Genomic DNA, 14,970 nt, shown 5'->3' on the forward strand with positions numbered 1-14,970 from the left:
CGCTTGCGGAGGAGGTCGAGGTTCGCGCGGCCGTAGCCCTGGTGCTTGAGGAGCTCCACCTCAGACCCGCTGGCGCCGGTCCACGCCGCGTAGCCCCCCGTCGGGTAACTCATAGTGCTCGACGTGCTCGACGCGGGCGTCGAGTGCGGACAGCTCGTGCGCGGCGGCGGTCAACGCGGCCGTCACGTTGCGGGCGGTCTCGGCCGGCCACTGGTCCAGGGCGGTCATGCGGGGGCACCACCTGAGGGTGAGAGGTCGGATGGCGGATGTGTGGAGCGGATGGTGAGCCGGCGCGCGGATTGCTCCTGGGGTGGGCGCCCCGGTGCGGTCAGCTGGGGTGATTGCGCAGGTGGTGGCGGTCTCCCGCGAGGGAGGTGGGCACGGTGGAGATGGTGGGTTGGCCAATGAGGTAGCGGCTGGTGTGGTTGCTCCAGTGGTTGACGCCGCCGGTTAACTTGCGCAGGCCGTCGGCGTAGCGGTGGAGTTGCTCGTGCTGGGGGGCGGGCAGGTCCCGCAGCCGAGGCCGTCGAGCGGGTACGTCACGATCTCGGGGTTCCGTACCGGATGGTGCACGCGGCAGGCATCGCCGCCTCCGGCCCGCTGCTCGAGCACGGTATCGCCGGGCTCCGGCAGCTGATGGAGGTGAACTACGGGCGCACCCTGAACATGATCGACGCTGTCGCACCCGCCACGGCCGCGAACGGCGGAGGCCAGACCGTCTGCTCGGCTCCATCGGTGGATGGATTCCCATCCCCTGGGGAGGCGGCTACGGAGCGGACAAGGCCTGCTTGCCCATCGCTTCTTCGACCAGCGGGACGCCTTCAAAAACGTGACCGACGAGCCTATGTCCATGCTCATGCTCTTCTCCCCAGGCGCCCCACGCGAGGAGTACTTCGAGCGGGTCGCGGAGGTGGCGCAGCGCGGTGGCGAAGAGCTTAAGACGTCATCTCATTTGGTGCTGGGCAGGTTCCTTGACACGAGCACAGCGAGCTGGTGCAACCGCTGGCAGTACTGGCCTCCTACAGGGTCATTGATCTCGGGGATGACCCGGTCCAGGTCCTCGATGCGGCTCTGCAGGAGGATGCTGTTCTTCGAGTCGAGAGTGCCGTTGTTGTCGAGCCAGCGAAGAACGCAGCCAGCGATGTCCAACTCGATGAGCCACACGTCTGTGCCCTCGAACGTGGCACGTCGCAGGCTGTCGGGGAAAGGCTCTTGGCGGAATTCCTGCCAGAGACGTTCTGTGGTCTGCACCTGCTCAGCCGATTCGCTCACTTGAGCCATTTTGCAGTAGCCGTGGAGCCGGTTTGGCGTTCATCTTCAAGCGGCGGTAGCAGATGAGGGCTGCAGCGATGCCTGCGAACGCCAGGAAGTGTTCGGCCTTACGTTCATAGCGCCGGTGTAAGCGACGGCAGCCTGAGAGCCAGGACACCGTCCGCTCTACGACCCATCGGTGCCGGCCGAGCCTGTTCGCCGGCTCGATTCCCTTGCGGGCGATGCGGTGACGGATCCCGCGGTTGCGCAGCCATCTCCGCAGGTGAGCGTAGTCGTAGCCCTTGTCGCCGTGGAGCTTGCCGGGGCGGCGGCGACGGGGTCCGCGGTGAGATCTGATCGGTGGGATGCCGCGGACCAGAGGCTGGAGGGCCTGGCTGTCGTGGAGGTTCGCCCCGGAGATTCCGACGGCGAGGGGCAGACCAGTCCGCTCCGTGATCAAGTGGATCTTCGACCCGAATTTGCCCCTGTCGACAGGATTCGGGCCCGTCAGATCCCCCTTTTCAGAGCCCGCATGTTCACCGAGTCGATCGCACAGCGGGACCAGTCCAGCTCGCCTCGGGCGCCGAGTTCGTCGAGGACCAAGCGGTGGAGCTTGGCCCACACCCGGGCCTTCGTCCATTCGGAGAACCGCCGGTGGGCTGTCGCCCCCGACGGCCCGAACGACGCCGTGGGCAGCTGCTGCCAAGTACAGCCCGACGTAGCCACGAACAGGATCGCCGCCAGCACCTCCCGGTCGCCATGCCGACGCCGGCCACCGCCTTGCGGCCGCGACGGCGCTTCCGCCACCACCCGCTGGAACAGCTCCCACAACTCATCCGGCACCAGCCGCTCAATAATCCCCACCACGACCAGCAGCCTACCAAAGCCGCCAAATGAGATGACTTCTTAGACCCGGACGCCTCCTCCACGGCCGCGCCCTTGTACGTGAGCACCGTCCGCGACGTGCCGTCGGCGCTCTCCACCGTGCGCACCCGCAGCTCCGGTCCCGCCCTTGCAGGGTGGCGTCCGCCGTGCGTATCCCGGTACACCCCCGCCCGCCCCTCGGCCAGGCCCTCCACCTGCTCCAGCAGCGCGCCCCGGTCCTGCACTCGCGCTTTCAGCTCTGCCTCGATCACCCTGTACTTCCCCTTCTCTCAGACCGTGCGCTGCGCGCCCGCGATCAGCGCTTCGAACATCCGGCGGTGCCCGCGGAAGAGGGGGCTGTGCGGGGTCGCCACCACCTTGTAGGTGGCGGACTCATGTCCTTCCCGCCCATCAAACGCCCCCACGAACAAGGTGTCGTCGGTGCGGATCAGGCGCCAGGTTGGGAGCATCGCGTACCGGTACACCTCCACCTCGCACACCCCGGCCAGCTCCCGCTGCCGCTCCTCCGAGAGCCGGATCCCCGGCCAGCGACTGGGGCGACTCTCCAATCTCGGCCGCGCGCTGCGCCAGCGCCGGGGCCTCAGGGTTCAGGAGCAACAGGCGAACCGCACCCCGGCCCGCGCCAGATGCGCTCGCAACAGGGAGTCGTTGAGGCCGATCAGGCCGAGGCCGCGGACGGCCAGGACATCCAGCTCGCCTTCGAAGCCACGGTCGGAGCCCTTGAGGACCGGGTCGTTCGGGCCGCAGAACCGCACAGGGAGCACGGCCTCGTCCCCGGGTGCTGCGTCACGTCCAGGGCGTGCTCCAGGGTGAGCACCGGCGCCCCGGCCGGCGCCTCCGCGCAGTCGACAGCATGGACGGTGCCCCGGCTGGTCCCGCGGCCCCGGGGGGGGATCGCTGCTGGTTCGGCGGGTCCGGGGCCGGGGGTCGGCGGCCTCGGGCCGTGGGAGCTGGTGTCACCGCAGGGGGTGCGGCTCGGGGGCAGCGACCGCCGGCCTTCACCGGAACCCAGCCGGCCGGTCGGCGCGGCCCCGGCTCCCGCTCCACGACCGGCGGCTTCTCCGGGTACTCGACGCGCACGCCGTCGTACGAGACGCCGTCCAGCGGCTGCACGTGCTGCGGCGCGCGGTCCCAGACCCGGTTTTCGGCCGGCTCCACCGTGCCCCCGGGCTGTTGCGAACGCCGGGAGGCCGACCTCGTACAGCCAGCCGTCACGCACCCGCCGCTTCGACCACAGACGTCCGGCGACGTCCTGGTCCCCTGGCGGCAGGACCCGGATGGGGACCGGCACCGGCTCGGGGGGACGTCGTCATGCCTCCACTGACAGCGGCCAGCTGGAATTCCCCATGTACGGCCAGTTGGGGTGTCACTCTTCGTAAGCGATTGCGCCGGCCTCCTGTGGCCTGGCTCAGTCGACGTCGACGTTGCCCATGAGTTCGAGGAGGCGGGAGAGGACTCGAAGGCAGGTGTCGACCTCGGCGTCGGTGAGGTCACCGCCGACCTGGCGCAGCACTACGCGTTCTCGGTCGATCACCGCGGTGATGACGGTCTGGCCCTGTTCTGTCAGCCGGATGAGGGAAGACTTTTTGTGGGCCGGATTGGGGGCGGACTCGACCAGACCGCGTGCAGCCGCGTCGTTGACCATGCGCTGCACGAACTGGCGGCTCAATGCCTGTGCCCGGCCCATCTGGGGGGCGGTCATGGGCCCATGCTCGCGAAGCAAGTTGAGTACGGCCCGCACCCCCACCGACAGCCCTTCGACGGACACGTCCCGCTCCACCTTGCGCTGGGTGCGCCGGTACAGCGGGCCCACCAGGTCGAACACCTCGGTGAGCCGGTCGGTCAGCTCTTCGGACGCCAGGCCACGATCTTTCTCATTCACGTCACCATGATGACACCTGGGTTGTCATCCACTCCCAACAATGACACCTTGGTTGTCATGAATGATCTTTTCCGGCTCGACAGCGGTGCCGGCCAACCTCTCGTACTGCTGCACGGCGGCTTCTTGGACAACCGCATGTGGGACGACCAGATCCCCGCCCTCGCCGCGCGGTACCGCGTTATCGCGCCCGACGCCCGCGGCCACGGCCGGTCCGCCAACGCCACCGGACCGTTCCGGCACACCGACGACCTCGCCGCCCTGCTACGACACTTGGGTACCGGCCCCGCGATCCTGGTGGGCGTCTCCATGGGGGCCAGCATCGCGGTCGACACCGCGCTGGAGCACCCGGAACTGGTCAGCGCCGTGGTCGTCAGCGGCGCCGGGACCAGTGAGCCGAACTTCACCGACCCCTGGACCATCCGAACCTGGACCGCATGGCAATCGGGGATGGCCGCCGGCGACCTGAACGCCGCCGTCGAGGCATTCACGCTCTTCGCCGCGGGCCCGCATCGCACCCTCGACGATCTCCACCCCGAGGTCGTCGGCCGCCTGCGCGAGATGACCTGCGGCACCCTGTCCAAGCACACCCCCGACGAACCCGACCTGCGCCTCCCTGTCCACGACACCTGGAACCGTGCCGCCAAGATCGACGTGCCCGTGCTGGCCATCAACGGCGCCATCGACTCACCCGATCACCTCGGCATGGCCGAACGCCTCACCCATACTGTCGCCGACGGCCACGCGATCTCGATCGATCAGACCGCCCACTACCCCAACATGGAACGCCCGGACGTCTTCAACAAGGCCCTCGAAGACTTCCTGCGTACCTTGTGACCACACAACCGACTCCTCAGCCCTGCGATCACCGATCGTCACTACCGGCGGCCAGATGGCTCCCCCCCTAACTGGCCGCCGGCGGGGAATCCCAACTGGCCACAATCACCTGAGCGCCGCCAACCGCACTTACCGTGCGCCCGCAGCTGCTGCGCGTGGTTTGTTCTCGGTCTGCGGGGAAAGGCGCCGGGTGCCGCGGTCCTGCCGGTCCGACCGGGCCGCCCTTGGAGCCGACCGGAGCTTGCGGCAGGCCGGTTTCCGTACCGGGCTGTGCGCTGCGCAGTTCCCGCGGTGAACGAAACGGCTCCGCCCTCGGGGAGGGGGAGCCGTTTGGCCGTATGCGGGGGGGGGAGGCGTGGGTCAGGCGATGTCGATTACGTGGGCCATCGTGAACACGGCCGTGAGGCTGCCGAACAGCAGCGTCATGTGGCCGGCGTAGCCCGCGCCGCCCAGCATCCCGACCGCTTTGCCGGCCTTCGCCGACTCCTGTGTGATCTCGGCTTTCGCCAGTTCGATCTCGGTGCGGACGAGCGCGGACAGGTCCTGGCCGATCGCTTCGACCAGATCGCCTGTCGACGGCTCGGCAGCGTGCGGGCGCGACGGAACGCGGTTCGTCGGCCGGCCCTGGTATGCGGTGACCATGGGTCACATCCCTTCCGCAGGCCGCGGGGAGCCGCCGTAGCCCTGGGTACCACGTGCGGGGGCTGCGCCTGGCGGTAGGTGTCGGGCGGGCTCTCGTAAGCCGGGTACCGGACTGATGGAGGCGTTCCTCCTGTCGGACGCATCGGCACACCTGCTCCAGCCAAGCCATTGCCCTGGTCCGTACCCCTGCCGGTGGAGGCGGCCGCGCTCACTCCCTTGCCGGCCCGGCCGACCAGGAACCCGGCTACAGCCGCGCCCGCCAGGCAGGGGCCCGGGCGGCGGCGGGCAAAGTTCTGCACGTCGCTAACCAGCCCCTCGGAGCCGCGCTGCTGCATGCTTGCGGCAGCCTGGTCGCCCCGGTCGGCTATCTGACGGGCCACGCCCGCCATGGTGGAGTCGCTCTTACCGGTCTTGCTCATTTCCCGCAGATCCTGCGCGATCCGGCGCATTTTTTCCGCAAGGTGCCGGGTCTGGCTCTGTGCCTGCCCCTGAAGCCGGCCGCGCAGCTCGCCGACGAGATTGCGGGCCTGACCGGTGGCGGCGCCGACGATGTTGGACGCCTGTTCCTTCGCCGTGCCGCCCACTTCGGCGGCTTTCCCGGCGACCAGTGCGGCGCCCTCGCGCGCCTTGTCCTGAGCCGTTTGCGCTACGTCCGCGGTGCTGCCCTCTTGCCGGCGGCTCGAGTCCTGGAAGTCACTCAAGGCTCCTCCTGGTCGATCGAAGGATCGATCCCCGCGCCCCGAGGGGGGCCCGGCCCGGTGCGCGAGCACTGCCGGCCAACTGGCACCCAAGAGGAAGTGGCCGGACTCGCCGGGAAACGGGGGGTCAGCGGTTGCGCATGTCGTCGTCCGGGGTGTCTGCTTCGATCTTCTCCTTGCGGACCTCGCCGGTGACGGTCTCCTCGTCGGTCTGTTCCTCGGTGGTCAGGCGAACGCGTTCCACGGGGACGGCTTCGGTTTCCACGACGGGCCGTTCTTCGTGCAGGGTGACCCAGTGTTCGGCTTCGGTGATCTCGGGGCCCGACATCGCGGCATCGCGGTTGGCGTCGGTGATGGGCTCGCGTTCGATGCGGACTTCTTCGTGGCTGACGGGGACGGTCTTCTGGACTTCCTCGGTCACCACGTACTTGCGCAGCCGGGCCCGGCCTACTTCCTGGCGTTCGGTGCCCACGTGCAGCTGCTCTTCCGAGCGGGTCATCGCGTCGCCGGAGGCGTCCATGCCTTCCCTGCTGTGCATGCCGCTGTCGCCGGTGTCGCCGGTGCGGGCCCAGCCCCCGGTGCCGGGTTGATTGGCCTGGGTCCAGGCGGTGTCCCAGTCGATGCCGTAGTGCTCGTACAGGCGGTGTTCTTCGTCTTCGGAGAGGTGTCCGCCGGAGTCGACGTCGACGTTGGGGGCGTCCTTGATCTTGTCCTTGGCGAAGGGGATCTCGAGGTGGTCCTCGACCATGGTGGCGTCCTGGATCGGCACGAAGGACTCGCTGGTGCCGAACAGGCCGGTCTTGACGCTGACCCATTCCGGCTGGCCGGTGGCGTCGTCGAGGAAGACGTGCTTGGCCTCGCCGATCTTGTTCCCGTCGGTGTCGTAGACCGGGTGGTCCAGCACGGCCGGGATCTGCTCTCGGGTGATCATGCGTACTCTCCTTCACGTTTCACAGGAGAGGTACCTTTTGTACCTCTTTCGGCGCCTACCCGTGCCGCCCGGACCAAACGTCTCCTCGGCCTTGAGCTGGGAGTGGAAGCATGAGCCGTGCTGGTGTGGAGGGCACCCTGGTCCTCGCCGCCGTCCCCGACCGCCTTCAGCCGATGCTGGACCTCACCGGCATCAGCCCCCTGCTGCCCGCCCACCCCACCGCCGCCCAAGCCCTTGTCGGGCACACGCCCAGCCAAAACAGGGCCACTGCGTAACCCCCGCGGCGGCCGCCAGCAAAATTGGGGGGCGGCCGCCTCCGGGCTCAATTGGAAGGGGCCGGACGCTCGGGAAACGGGCGGGGCTCAGCGGTCGCGCATGTCGTCGTCCGGAGTGTCCGCTGCGATCTTGTCCTTTGCCACCTTGCCGGTGACGGTCTCCTCGTCGGCCGGTTCCTCGGTGTTCAGACGAACGCCCTCCACGGGGACAGCTTCGGTTTCCACCACGATCCGCTCTTCGTGACGGGTCACTTCGTGCTCGGCTTCGGTTGTGTCCGGGCCCGACATCGCCGCATCTCGGTGACGCAGCCCCGGGCCTCGTCAGGCCCAGAACGCACACGGGACACGCGCTCACCGCGCGAGTGCCACCCTCGTCAAAGTTCCTCGTCGCGCAGATCTTCTGCGTCGCGCTGCTGGTCATCCTCGCGGCGGGGGGAGGATGCATCCATTCCTGGTTCGGGGGACGGATGGCCCGGGTGCATCAGGTCCTTGCCAGGACGTCCCAAACGCTCCTGCTCCTTGTTGCCTTTACGGGGCCCGCGCCGCTTGTCCTGCTTACCGCCCATAACGGCGACTCCCTCGGTGTAGGGGGCTTGCCCCCACGCTGGCATGCACGGTGGCGCCTCGCACCATTTCGGGTGGGCGCCGCCAGCTGGCGCATACAGCCTCGGCAGGGCGTGTGCGGGGAGGGCGACTTCCACGAGCTCGCCGGCTCGCCCTAACCCTGCACGCCTCACGAACCACCGGCTGAGTAGCCCGCCAGCTCTTCAGGCTGCTCCGCACGCACTCGGAAGCCAAGATCTTTGCGGGACAGCCCTCAGGTGGGACTGGCCCGGGGCTGGGTCTCGGGCCGCAGGCTTCTCGCGCCATAGGAGAGGCACGGGGACCATGTCGAACCCGCTCCTGGCACGCGGTCGGCCAGCGCATCACCCTCGTCGGGCAGCACCAGCGCGCTTTCGCCGTCCATGCTCAGGACGGCCGCCCTAGCGCATACCAGCGCTAGGACGCCGGCCCGCCTGCGACGGGTGCCTGAAAAGCGCACACGGGTGCACAGGAGGAGGATCACCGGGTGAGCCACAGCGCCACACCGGCTGCCCGGGAGCGTTCACCGCGGGTGCGTCAGGACCAGATGCCTGGGCACACGCGGTCCATGTCCGGAGACCACGCACGCCCCACGAGCGCCATCTTCCGCGCCACCCCCGCGCCCGCCCAAGAAGCGCCACCGCGCGCAGCGCGGCACGGGCGCCGCGAGGGGTTCGGCAGGCGGCTGCGCCGTCGGATCCTCGCCTACCGCGACATCGAGTTCCTCTCTACCCGCATCCCAGGTGAGTCCGGCCCCGGCCAGGAGTGCCTGCTCCTTGTCCATGTCCGTAGAGTCGTCGGCCAGGTCCACTACCGGCGGTGCACCACCTGCGCAGAGGGTGTGATCACCGGTGTCGACATCGACGCGGACTTCCTGGGCAGCGGACTGCCCACCCGTGCCCTGTCTCACCTGCATTCCCGCCACCCGGGCATCATCTGGCGCAGCACTCTGACCGGGCGCACCACACGGGACCTGCTGCGCCGCATGCGCATCCCCGCCACCCCGGCCGGCAGCGCGTGTGTACACGCCCCTGCTATGCGGGACTCGCTGCAACCGACCGGCTGAGGAACATCCGCGCACCTCGTGGTCAGTCCGGGCGGATTTCTTGAGCCGGTGTCTTGCGCCTGGTGAATTTACGCTGGAAGCGGCGGTCGGCGCGGTGAGCGGCCCCGGTCGTCACCCGTGGGCACCTGCCCCTCCCCCTCCGCGCAGGTGCCCACCCCAGCATCGGCGGGCCGCACGCTCCTGCGACTGGGGCCGGGCCCCCGCCGGCGTTGGTGGAATCCCGTATCGGCAGCACGTTCGATGACTTCCCTGCACTTCGCTCGCGGCGACCGTCTCTCGCCTGGCACACGGTCGCACGGCGGACGGCGGACGGCGGACGGCGGACGGCGCCAAAGACGGGACGACGGGCCTCACGCTCGGCACCTGGTCCAGGCACTTCCCGGCTCGAAGATGGCCACCACCCTGGCGAGCTGGGCCGGGGTCACGCGGTAGACCACCCCGCGGACGCTGTCCGTCAGGTACGCGGTGCCGTCCGGCGTGAGGGTCAGGTCGTTGACGAAGTGGCCGGACGGTGCTCCGGGCGCCTCGAACCGGGCCAGGCGGCCCCCGGTGGCGGTGTCGTAGACGGCGACGCCGGCGGTGGAGTCCGTCACCCACAGGCGGCCGTGCCCGTCCACGCGCAGGCCGTTCGCCGTGTGGCAGCCGTCGGTGCCGGCGGGCAGGAAGACCCCGCCGCGCGGCGGCCGGGGCGGGCCCGGTAGACGGTGCCGTCCGCGTACGAGCCGACGTAGACGGTGCGGGTGCGGGGTCGGTGGCGATGCCCTCCGGGCCCGGCGGCCGCGCCAGCCTCCTGGAGGCGGTCTCTCACCACCGCACACAGGAGCTGTCTGAGCGGACACTGCTGCGGCCTCGTAGACGACGGCCTCGTCTCAGTCGCGCAGGTGGTGCCAGTACTCGCCGGAGGGCATGTGAGGGGACAGGGAGTGGGCGCGCTGCCACATGCCTTGTGCCTGCTGGTCGGGGCGCTGTTGCTCTCCGTGCAGGGCGTTGAGGATCAGGAGGCCGCTGGTGACCGCGGGTACCAGCCACTGGGCGTAGGACAGCTGGCGTTCCGCCTTGTTGATGTCGAAGGCATCGGCCGCCTCCTTCGCGTCCTGCGGGTCCTGTGAGGAGGCGAGTTCGATCTTCTTGCCCAGCATCCGCGCGTATGCCGTGGCGGCCAGGGCGACGCCGGTGAGCACGGTCTTGGCCACCGTGGATGCGGCCACACCCTGCTGGGATGCGACCCGGGACGCGTTCGCCGCGAGCAGCCCGCTGCCGCCCACCAGGTGCGCGCCGATCGCAACGGCGCTGACCGGTGTCCACTTCGCCCAGCCCGTACTCGCGATCCGGGCGTTGTCACGCCAGCTGTCGCTGTGGCCCTTGGCGGCGCCGTTGAGGCCGACGGCGCCCATGAGTGAGCCGCCGAACCATGCGGCCAGGCCCACATCGTGCATGCTGCGCCAGACGGTGTTGCGTTCGGACATGACACTCCTCGACAGGACGCTGCGGGCGCCGGCGGACGTGCCGGCGAATGCAGCCACCGTCACCCGCCCCCGCGAGCGCCGCCATACCGGCTGCTCCGAACGGCCGTGAAAGCGGTGCCGTGGAAGCGGTGAGGTCAGGCCTCGGATCAGGTGTTTCCGTGCGGGCCGGCGGATTCGGGTCGTGCCAGTCCAGGCACAGGGCGGTCGCGTGGTTCCACGGCGGCCGCCCACCGTTGACGGTGACCGCGCCGACCAGAGCGCGCACGACCTCACGCGCATGCTCGTCCGCGGTCTTGCGCGGGAGGCCGGGCAGATCGACCGCTTCGGTTTCACGTGCCTGCATACCGTCGGTCCTCGCCGTCCCCAGCGTGATCGCGGTCTCTACGGCATGCACTTCGCACGCATGCCACGAACTACGGTTCCGTACGACTACCCGTCCGTCTAGTTACTCATGGCCGCGTGGACCGGCCGGCATGTTGCGGGTCGGCTGCTCTGCCGGGGCGTCGTGTTCCGGGGCTTTGCGCCACCGGGCTTCGCAGAATGAATAGAGGCCGAACATGAGAAGGCCCAGGGCTGCGGCGATCAGCAGCGCGGGCCCGACGGGGGTGTCGGCGAAGGAGCGCAGCGTCTCGTCCAGGCCCTTCGCCTGGCCGGCGTCGAAGCGCACTGCGGCCAGGAGAATGAAAAGGCCGGTCGCCACCGCGACCACCCCGCACGCCGCGCCGCCGATGACGCCCAGCACCGCGACGATGCGCCGCGTCCTTCTGCCCATCCGGTCCGTGCGGAGGTTCTTCTCGAACTTCCGCATCAGGCTGCGTATCACGATCACCACGCCCACGACGGCCAGCACGGCACCGAACGTGCCGACCAGTACCCGTCCGAAGGGCCATTGCAGTACTCGCGCGGTGTAGTCCTTCGAGGTCTGGTCGCTGGCGCGGGTCCCGGCGGATCCGCCGACCAACGCGGTCTGTACCACGCCGATACAGACCACGATGTAGAAGATGGCCAACCCCAGAGAGCCCAGGCGTCTGGTCCATTTGTCACCACCCGCCGTCGCCTGCCCGAGTGCGGCCTCGGACAGCCGCCACAGGGCCATTGCCGCCAGCCCTACCACCAGCGCCCACAGCAGCACCCGGCCGTACGGCTGCTCAGCGATGGTCCGCACCGCCCCGGACCGGTCGGCCTCCTTGCCATCGCCGCCGAACCCGATCCGCACAGCAAGGAGCCCGACCAGAACGTAGATCACTCCCCGGGCGCAGAGCCCGACCCTGGAGGAGACCTCCATGACCCCGCTGTCGGCCACACGCTGTCCCAGGGGTTTTGCCTGCGCGCCACCCTCGTCCATTGCCATGTGTGTGACACCTCCCCGTGCCCTACCGAGGCCGACACGGCGCCCTTACCAGGGTGCTGACAGGCATTCCCGCCCCCATCCGCCACGAGGCCCTCCCCGGGCGCGCGTCAGGTGCCTCCTCGGACCCGGCGCTCAGTGGCAGCGGCTCCTCCCACCATGACACCACCATGCAGCACACCCGACCAGCCTGCCGCTTCCAGCTGCTGGTGACATGACGTCCTGAGCGCCGCCAACCGCACTTATCCGTGCGCCCGCAGCTGCTGCGCGTGGTTTGTTCTCGGTCTGCGGGGAAATGCGCCGGGGCCGCGGTCCTGCCGGTCCGAGCGGGCCGCCCTTTGAGCCGACCGGGGCCTGCGCTGCCGCGAGGGATGTGCAGGGTGGCTCAGAGGTGACGGGCCTGCGCGGCAGAGGAGTCCTCGTCGTAGGAGTCGCGGCTGCCGGACTTGGCCAGTCCAAGGCTGATCATGTATCCCACGGTCAGGATCACGATGTACAGCCATGCCTGGTCGGCACGGAAGTAGTCGCCGTGGCCGTCTTCCCTACCCACGACCATGGAAGCGATCAAGACCGCCACCACGGCAGCCAGGTAGATGAAGAACTCGGTGGTCTTCAAAGCCGACTTCGTCTCAGTCGACAGTCGCCAGGGCCGGTACGCGGCCGGGTCGTTACCTGCGGCGTCGTGGGCCGGGTTCACATCACTCATGGGTAGGTGTCCGTTCCGTCGTGCGAAGTGCCGGGTCTCTCCCCTACCAGGGAGGCGGGGGACAACCGCGTCAAGATCGACCCCGCACCTGGCTCCCACCCGACATGCCCAGGATAAACGTGAGATAAGCGCGCTGGTACAGCCAAGGGATGCGTGCCCGTACGCGCACTGCCAGACCGCGGTCATCCCGGGGCTGTCGCCTCGCCCCGCGCTGGTGGCCTCCGGCACCACAGCTGCCGCCGACACCGTCCCCACCGTCCGTGGCGTCGGGGACGGTGTCCTCTCCTCGTTGTGTACGAGTCCTCTTTGTGTACGAGTCTCGGCATGCGGGCGGCGTGTCAGAGGAGTGCGGCGCCTGCGGTGCGACCGGCACACCGGTTTCGGGTCACTGGTTCGGCCCAGTGCCCGTAACGGGCGGGCCGTTTCGGCGGTTGTGGGGTGCGTCGTCCGAGCTGGATTCCTCCGGCAAATTGTGAGAGCCAAGGAGATTTTGATGTTCCGTGTCACCAAGGCCGTAGCCGTGACCGCCGCCGCTGGTGCCGTCCTGGCAGGCGGGGCCGGCATGGCCGCCGCCGACGCCACCGCCGAAGGCGCCGCCGTCGGCTCCCCCGGCGTCCTGTCCGGCAACGTCCTCCAGGTCCCCATCCACATCCCGGTCAACATCTGCGGCAACACCATCAACGCCGTCGGCCTCCTCAACCCCGCCTTCGGCAACACCTGCATCAACGCCAGCGGGCACAACGACAGCCACTACAAGGGCCAGCAGCACGGCGAATACTGACACCACCAGGCCAGCCCTGGACCCGGCACGCTTCCAGCGCGCCGGGTCCAGCACCGTCTGAACCAGCCGCAGCACACAGCCCGGTACCGATCCGCCTCCCCTCATATTCCAAGGGCAGGCCAGCTTCCGTACCGGGCTGTGCGCTGCAGTTCCCGCAATGAACGAAACGGCTCCGCCCTCGATAAGGGGGAGCCGTTTGCCGTATGCGATTGGCTGCGTGGTCAGGCGTGGCTGTGGTGGTGGCGCTTGTTGCCGGTGACCAGACGGTAGACAGCGAGGAGGATAACGGAGCCGATGATGGCGGCGATCCAGGTGGAGAGGTCGAAGAAGCCGTCGATGGAGTCAACGCCGAAGATGACCTTGCCGAGCCAGCCGCCGAGCAGGCCGCCCGCGATGCCGATGAGCATGGTGATGATGATGCCGCCCGGGTCCTTGCCCGGCATGATCGCCTTCGCGATGAGGCCCGCGAGCAGCCCTATGAGAATCCAAGCCAGAATGCCCATGACGCGTCTCCTACCTCTGTGTATAAAGCTTGTGTCAGTAATCGTCTGCACCGCGCATACGTTTTCAAACGTGCCACTCTTCGGCTCCGCCGCCCGCCACGGCAGACAACGTGAGGCAAGCCCTTCGCTCCCGCGCTCTGGGAGCAGCCGGCTCTCCCCCACCGGGGCCGGGGCCTCCACGGCGCCGGCGAGGTGAGTGAAGCCCTCGGCGGCCTCGCTGGGCCGGTCAGCCCAGCCGTCTCCCCACCACAGGCGCTCGGAGAGGGTGCAGAGCGCGGGATGGACGGTCCGTCGCTGGTGATGGTCCATAGGGCATGGCACAGCACCACCGAGGCGACTTCCGTGCCTGCTGGCCGGGAGGGCCGGCGGCGCGTACAACCGCCAGGCCGGCTTGCCCGCGCCAGCAGCGCAGTGTGCCGTCAACAGCCTTCCGGCGTGCCAGCTGGAGTGGAAGCGCCTCGCAGCGGGGGCAAGCACTCTCGCGGCGGCCAATGTCGCTTCGTGGTCGGACAGGTCTTTGCGTGCGAGGCGCAGTCGGCTGCGGAGCGGGAGCGCGGCGGGGCGGGCGGCGGGCGGCGGGCGGCGGGCGGCGGGCGGCGGGCGGCCAAGAGTTGTTGTCCGGGCTTGACCAGGGTGATCGCGAAGGTGCTGAGGTAGTCACGGGCCTTGCCTGACGTCACTGGGTATTCGGAGCTGGCGAGACAGTACGTCGGTGATCGTCAGCAGGGCGCTTTTGCCGCGGCGGGAGTCGCCGGTGACGATGTCGAGGCCGCCGGGCTTGAAGGGCACCGTGCTTGTCGCGACAGTGGGTCCTCGACCCGAGGTGAGCCGGGGGAATCGCGATACTCCGTTCTGCCCGTACACCCATGTGGCCGCTGTTGGGCTTCGAAGGGGTCGAGACGCTGTCCGACAACGCCGCGATGCTGCGCTCCGCAGAGGGCAACGGCTTCGTCCGCGAGGGCTGCTGCGCTCCTCGGCCTGGGGCGCGTTCATGGACGACGTGCTGCTCGGGCTTCTCGCCCAGGACTGGAAGCCGGACGCGAAGGGCAAGGCCGCCTGAGGGACGGGGCGCCGTACTGGGGGATCAGTACGGCGCCCCGCTGCCCCGGCCGCCGGCGGT

Annotated in this window: 19 protein-coding genes and 2 pseudogenes; 5 read left to right on the top strand and 16 right to left on the bottom strand. The window is 69.2% G+C overall.

All coding sequences use genetic code 11. From position 1 onward, the window contains the following. Nucleotides 1-60 precede the first annotated feature (60 nt). The 7 genes and pseudogenes from AMK16_RS36350 to AMK16_RS27705 all read right to left on the bottom strand — a co-directional run bounded on the left by AMK16_RS36350 (nucleotide 61) and on the right by AMK16_RS27705 (nucleotide 4,018). A complete protein-coding gene (locus AMK16_RS36350; RefSeq protein ID WP_158071252.1) occupies nucleotides 61-228 on the bottom strand; it encodes a hypothetical protein in 168 nt (55 codons plus the stop codon). Between the two features lie 720 nt (nucleotides 229-948). Further along, nucleotides 949-1,272: a hypothetical protein gene (locus tag AMK16_RS36775; protein WP_199885616.1), complete on the bottom strand. Its 324-nt coding sequence runs from the start codon at nucleotides 1,270-1,272 to the stop codon at nucleotides 949-951. Continuing rightward, nucleotides 1,256-2,109, bottom strand: a protein-coding gene (locus AMK16_RS34495) for an IS5 family transposase (RefSeq protein ID WP_199885627.1) whose coding sequence is annotated in 2 segments (ribosomal slippage) — nucleotides 1,256-1,770 and nucleotides 1,770-2,109 — 855 coding nt in all. Because the reading frame shifts where the segments join, the coding sequence is not laid out codon by codon here. Before AMK16_RS34495 ends, AMK16_RS36775 begins: the two co-directional genes overlap by 17 nt. A gap of 296 nt (nucleotides 2,110-2,405) precedes the next feature. Then, nucleotides 2,406-2,684, bottom strand: a complete 279-nt coding sequence (locus tag AMK16_RS37705; protein ID WP_242438955.1) for a hypothetical protein — start codon at nucleotides 2,682-2,684, stop codon at nucleotides 2,406-2,408. Between the two features lie 39 nt (nucleotides 2,685-2,723). After that, a complete protein-coding gene (locus tag AMK16_RS38395; protein WP_338014491.1) occupies nucleotides 2,724-2,900 on the bottom strand; it encodes a hypothetical protein in 177 nt (58 codons plus the stop codon). 38 nt (nucleotides 2,901-2,938) lie between these two features. Continuing rightward, nucleotides 2,939-3,427, bottom strand: a pseudogene (locus AMK16_RS37710) (hypothetical protein); the annotation flags it as partial. 117 nt (nucleotides 3,428-3,544) lie between these two features. Continuing rightward, nucleotides 3,545-4,018, bottom strand: a complete 474-nt coding sequence (locus AMK16_RS27705) for a MarR family winged helix-turn-helix transcriptional regulator (protein WP_073920075.1) — start codon at nucleotides 4,016-4,018, stop codon at nucleotides 3,545-3,547. A 57-nt stretch (nucleotides 4,019-4,075) separates the two neighbouring features. On the opposite strand from AMK16_RS27705, the gene AMK16_RS27710 reads away from it, so the two are divergent. Then, entirely contained in the window at nucleotides 4,076-4,852 is a 777-nt protein-coding gene (locus tag AMK16_RS27710) for an alpha/beta fold hydrolase (RefSeq protein WP_107417270.1), read from the top strand. 360 nt (nucleotides 4,853-5,212) lie between these two features. Here the strand turns inward: AMK16_RS27710 and AMK16_RS27715 are convergent, their stop codons facing one another. Together AMK16_RS27715 and AMK16_RS27720 are read right to left on the bottom strand one after the other, a co-directional pair. Continuing rightward, a complete protein-coding gene (locus tag AMK16_RS27715; protein ID WP_073920076.1) occupies nucleotides 5,213-5,494 on the bottom strand; it encodes a phage holin family protein in 282 nt (93 codons plus the stop codon). A gap of 825 nt (nucleotides 5,495-6,319) precedes the next feature. After that, nucleotides 6,320-7,123, bottom strand: a complete 804-nt coding sequence (locus tag AMK16_RS27720; RefSeq protein WP_073920077.1) for a DUF2382 domain-containing protein — start codon at nucleotides 7,121-7,123, stop codon at nucleotides 6,320-6,322. A 110-nt stretch (nucleotides 7,124-7,233) separates the two neighbouring features. On the opposite strand from AMK16_RS27720, the gene AMK16_RS36355 reads away from it, so the two are divergent. Beyond that, nucleotides 7,234-7,398 (top strand): hypothetical protein, encoded by a 165-nt coding sequence (locus AMK16_RS36355; RefSeq protein ID WP_158071253.1) that lies wholly within the window; start codon nucleotides 7,234-7,236, stop codon nucleotides 7,396-7,398. Nucleotides 7,399-7,485: 87 nt separating this feature from the next. Here AMK16_RS36355 and AMK16_RS27725 read toward each other — a convergent pair whose 3' ends face one another. Together AMK16_RS27725 and AMK16_RS35380 are read right to left on the bottom strand one after the other, a co-directional pair. Further along, nucleotides 7,486-7,686, bottom strand: a complete 201-nt coding sequence (locus tag AMK16_RS27725) for a DUF2382 domain-containing protein (protein ID WP_073920078.1) — start codon at nucleotides 7,684-7,686, stop codon at nucleotides 7,486-7,488. An 86-nt stretch (nucleotides 7,687-7,772) separates the two neighbouring features. Beyond that, complete coding sequence (locus AMK16_RS35380) at nucleotides 7,773-7,964, bottom strand: hypothetical protein (RefSeq protein WP_242438956.1); 192 nt, start codon at nucleotides 7,962-7,964, stop codon at nucleotides 7,773-7,775. 584 nt (nucleotides 7,965-8,548) lie between these two features. Here AMK16_RS35380 and AMK16_RS37715 point away from each other — a divergent pair. Next, nucleotides 8,549-9,046, top strand: a complete 498-nt coding sequence (locus AMK16_RS37715; RefSeq protein WP_242438957.1) for a hypothetical protein — start codon at nucleotides 8,549-8,551, stop codon at nucleotides 9,044-9,046. Nucleotides 9,047-9,396: 350 nt separating this feature from the next. Here the strand turns inward: AMK16_RS37715 and AMK16_RS37720 are convergent, their stop codons facing one another. From AMK16_RS37720 to AMK16_RS27755, 4 genes are all read right to left on the bottom strand, one after another. Next, a complete protein-coding gene (locus AMK16_RS37720) occupies nucleotides 9,397-9,663 on the bottom strand; it encodes a hypothetical protein (protein ID WP_242438958.1) in 267 nt (88 codons plus the stop codon). 252 nt (nucleotides 9,664-9,915) lie between these two features. Further along, complete coding sequence (locus AMK16_RS27745; protein WP_073920080.1) at nucleotides 9,916-10,512, bottom strand: hypothetical protein; 597 nt, start codon at nucleotides 10,510-10,512, stop codon at nucleotides 9,916-9,918. A gap of 445 nt (nucleotides 10,513-10,957) precedes the next feature. Further along, nucleotides 10,958-11,857: a DUF1206 domain-containing protein gene (locus tag AMK16_RS27750; RefSeq protein WP_443333616.1), complete on the bottom strand. Its 900-nt coding sequence runs from the start codon at nucleotides 11,855-11,857 to the stop codon at nucleotides 10,958-10,960. 388 nt (nucleotides 11,858-12,245) lie between these two features. Further along, entirely contained in the window at nucleotides 12,246-12,566 is a 321-nt protein-coding gene (locus AMK16_RS27755) for a hypothetical protein (protein WP_073920082.1), read from the bottom strand. A 493-nt stretch (nucleotides 12,567-13,059) separates the two neighbouring features. Here AMK16_RS27755 and AMK16_RS27760 point away from each other — a divergent pair, with 493 nt between their 5' ends. Then, nucleotides 13,060-13,347, top strand: a complete 288-nt coding sequence (locus tag AMK16_RS27760; protein WP_073920083.1) for a chaplin — start codon at nucleotides 13,060-13,062, stop codon at nucleotides 13,345-13,347. Between the two features lie 221 nt (nucleotides 13,348-13,568). Here AMK16_RS27760 and AMK16_RS27765 read toward each other — a convergent pair whose 3' ends face one another. Beyond that, entirely contained in the window at nucleotides 13,569-13,850 is a 282-nt protein-coding gene (locus AMK16_RS27765; protein WP_073920084.1) for a GlsB/YeaQ/YmgE family stress response membrane protein, read from the bottom strand. A gap of 893 nt (nucleotides 13,851-14,743) precedes the next feature. Between AMK16_RS27765 and AMK16_RS37730 the strand changes: the two are divergent. Beyond that, nucleotides 14,744-14,910, top strand: a pseudogene (locus AMK16_RS37730) (GNAT family N-acetyltransferase); the annotation flags it as partial. Nucleotides 14,911-14,970 lie beyond the last annotated feature (60 nt).

The sequence above is a fragment of the Streptomyces sp. CB00455 genome (genome assembly GCF_001905445.1).
Taxonomy (GTDB): Bacteria; Actinomycetota; Actinomycetes; order Streptomycetales; family Streptomycetaceae; genus Streptomyces.